The organism is Phycisphaerae bacterium, assembly GCA_012729815.1.
GTDB lineage: Bacteria > Planctomycetota > Phycisphaerae > JAAYCJ01 > JAAYCJ01 > JAAYCJ01.
Genome location: JAAYCJ010000132.1, coordinates 1 through 3400, shown reverse-complemented (window position 1 = coordinate 3400; position 3400 = coordinate 1). Strand labels below are relative to the sequence as shown.

Below are 3400 nucleotides of genomic sequence, written 5' to 3'. Positions count from 1 at the left end.
TCCTGAAGGATGAGCAGGTGAAGGTGACGCTGTCGCTGACGAAGTCGAGCGTGGAGTTTTTCAAGAAGGAGGCGCGGAAGCATGGGACGCGGTATCAGAAGATGATCCGCGCGCTGGTGGACCGGTATGTGGAACATAACCGGTCGGCGTAGGCGGGCGGGAGGTGCGCGGAACACACGGAGGGGCGGAGGGTTTGAACGGAAGGTCGCGAAGGGAGCGAAGGGGGGAAAGCGGGGGTCCGGGAGTCCGGGGGGCTGCAAGAAGGGATTGGGGATTCGGGGTTGGGGATCTTAAGGCAAAGTGCAGAAGGCAGAATGCAAAGTGCAAAATGAGAGGCGGGGCGAGGGGCGCGGTGTGGTATTCGAATGGCGGGTGAACCTGCCGCTTTGCGGCAGAACCTCCCGCCCTACCGGGGATGGGAAAGGACCGGTTGGCCAGGGGTTTTCAGGCTCACCTTGTGCGGGCGATCCAACTCCAGGAATCTGGATTGGTTGTGTTATACCATTTGTGAGGCGGGTGTCAAGTCATGTGGCGGGCCATGAGGTGCTCCATACGGCGTTGACCGCTGCTAGGTTTTTGGGGATTCTGGATTCCCGCCTGCGCGGGAATGACACAAGAGGGGCGGGTATGTCAAGATGGGGAGGCAGGAACAACGAGAAGAGCGGGCAGGGATGGCGAGGGAAGCGAAAGACGGGGTATGAGAAGACGGTGGTGGAGCGACAGATTGCGGCGGTGGACGGGGAGATTGACGGGTTGGTGTATGGGTTGTATGGGCTGACGGAGGAGGAGATTGGGATTGTAGAAGAGGGAAGGGGCGGGGATGGGGGCTGGGGACTCGGGGTTGGGGGGAGGGGCAACCACAAGGGATGCTCGTACGGGATGGGGCGATGGGACTGGGTTGGGTTGTAGGTTGTTGTGTTAGAGGGGTTTGCGGAGATTTGGCGGGGTAGGCGGTGGCGGAGAAATAAATAGTGTTGACAGGATAGTTGTCTTTTTGTATACTCCGGGAGACTTGGAGACATGGTGACTGCCGATTATTCGGGGTCACAGGACGACGAGGCGAGGGAAGAAAAAGATGGATGGAGGGACGCAGGCGGAGTCGCGGTCGGCGGGTCGCGCGGGTTTCTGGTCGGGTCTTTACCGGCGGGCGCCGCTGATCGATCAGGCGGAGCCGTCTTATTTGTCGGAGGGGAAGGCGTACGTCAACGTCAACGTATCGGCGACGGCCAACAAGGCGGAGCGGATCATTCCGGCTTTGATTCAGTTCATTCACAGCCGTCAGTTGTCGGTGGGGGATCGGCTGCCGAACGAGAAGGAGTTGAGCAGGGAGTTGGGGGTGGGGAATTACGCGCTGCATGAGGCGATGACGATTTTGAAGACGTTCGGACTTCTGGAGCCGCGGCACGGGGCTGGGTGGTATATCGGCCGGTTCGATCCGCTGCGGGTGGTTCGGGTTTTCGCCCCGCTGATGGAGGAGTTCATTTCGGCGAGTCTGGAGGAGACGATTCCGGTTCGTCTGGCGATCGAGCCGGTAATCGCGGGACTGGCGGCGGCGCACATTTCATCGGAGGGGCTGGCGTGCGTGCGGCACGAGGTGGACGGGATGCGGAGAGCGGCGGAGGCCAACCGGGTGAGGATGTTCCTGATGCACGACAGGAACTTTCACGAGCTTCTGGGGCAGGAGTGCGGGAATGAGCTGTTGTACACGGTCAATTCGATGATCATCGGAACGTACTATTCTCTGCAGTGGACCTATCCCGAGCACAACTACTACAAGGGGATTCACGGTCACGCGGAGATTCTCGTCGCTCTGGAGACGGGCGATTCGGAGTTGGCGGAAGAGACGATGCGGTCGCACATTCTGAATTTGCGTGAGGAGAGCGACAAGAGCAAGAGGGCTCGGGAGTCGGAACACGGCGATCGCTGACGTCACCGTTCCTGCGTGTGTTATCCGGCGGACGGTCCGTCGGATACGGTCGTTGATCCGGTTGTGAAAGGAGAAAGCGAATGAAACGATGGTGGCTGGTACTGGCGGTGATGTGTTTGTGTCTGTCGCCCGGCGTGGAGGCTGCGGTTCAGATATCGGACTATCTGACCAACGCCACGTTCGACGTTGCCTGGACGGGGTCGGATGACGGCGTTTCGAGTTTGTATTCGCCGATGGGCGATCAGCCGGCGGCGACGCACGGATGGCAGTGCTGGGCTGACGCGACGGGCGGCGGGTACTACATCGACTCGTACGCGAACGTGGAAGACACCTCGCCGTCGATGGCGTACATGCAGTTGCACGCGGGAGCGGGCGACATACGCATGTGGCAGGACGTCGGGTGCGATCTGGCGGCTGGAGAGACGTATCAGGTGGCGTTCAAGTATCGTCAGTTTTCGCAGGGCACGGATATCCGCGATACCGCGGATCTGGACGTGTTCTGGGGGCTGTACGACGGTTCGATGCACGATGTGGTGAGCATTTCCAAGGCGACCATCGACTCGACGTGGCAGACGTACAGCTACAGTTTCACGTACGACGGTTCGCAGGGCGAGACGATCGCTGCGAATTCGTGGGTGCTGGCGTTCCGGGTGACCAACGGGACGAGCGGGGTTCCTTCGGGCGTGACGATAGACTCGCTGGCGTCGGTACCGGAGCCGATGACGATGGGTCTGCTGGCGTTCGGGTGGCTGCTGGTTCGCAGGAGGCGATGACGACGGCAGGGATGTGATTCGGCTGCAACGACGGCAGCGATAAAACAACGTGTGAAAGGCGTGCAGGTAACACGGGAAAAGCAACGCCTTCCACACGTTTGTTTTTTATGGTAGCGGTTGTCGCGGGGATATCAATGGGAAAGGGGTTCGTGGTCGGGATTGTGGTCGAGGGGGGATTCTGGATTTGGAATTTGGGATTTCGGATTTCGGATTTGGGGAGGGCCATTCATGATGCCGGAGTTCTCCCGCAGAGGCGCGGAGACGCGGAGGAATCTCGGATTTCGGATTTTTGGAATTTGCGAATGCGGCGGTGGTAGGGGTTGGTGATCTGGGGGCGGGGCAACCACAAGGGTTGCCCGTACGGGACGGGAGGCTGGGGATTCTGGATTCCCGCGTGCGCGGGAATGACCTGGAGGGGGCGTGTCGGGTGGAAGGGGCGAATTGGGACAGGGGCTGCGGTCGGGGTGCGGGAGAAATCGTCGGCGCGGAGGCGGTCTTGACGCTAGAATTGGTGTTTGTTCGGAACGATTCGCTCATTGGGACAGGCAAGATGACGACCAGCCAATCAGATCGGGCGCCCGACGTTTTGCGGGTTCGGCGGTTGCTGTTGCGGTGGTTTGCGGGTCACCGGCGGGAGTTGCCGTGGCGGCGGCGCGGGGATGCGTACGCGGTGTGGGTTTCGGAGATTATGCTGCAGCAG

At 60.6% G+C, this 3400-nt stretch carries 4 protein-coding genes and 1 pseudogene; all 5 read left to right on the top strand.

What is annotated here, in order from left to right; translation table 11 throughout:
- A partial coding sequence (locus GXY33_08985; GenBank protein NLX05265.1) for a CopG family transcriptional regulator occupies positions 1-152 on the top strand: 152 nt, incomplete at its 5' end.
- Between the two features lie 475 nt (positions 153-627).
- Positions 628-807 (top strand): annotated as a pseudogene (locus GXY33_08980) (hypothetical protein).
- A 268-nt stretch (positions 808-1075) separates the two neighbouring features.
- A complete protein-coding gene (locus GXY33_08975) occupies positions 1076-1927 on the top strand; it encodes a FadR family transcriptional regulator (protein NLX05264.1) in 852 nt (283 codons plus the stop codon).
- A gap of 80 nt (positions 1928-2007) precedes the next feature.
- Positions 2008-2700: a PEP-CTERM sorting domain-containing protein gene (locus GXY33_08970; protein NLX05263.1), complete on the top strand. Its 693-nt coding sequence runs from the start codon at positions 2008-2010 to the stop codon at positions 2698-2700.
- Positions 2701-3250: 550 nt separating this feature from the next.
- On the top strand, positions 3251-3400 hold a 150-nt coding region (locus GXY33_08965), incomplete at its 3' end, for an A/G-specific adenine glycosylase (protein ID NLX05262.1).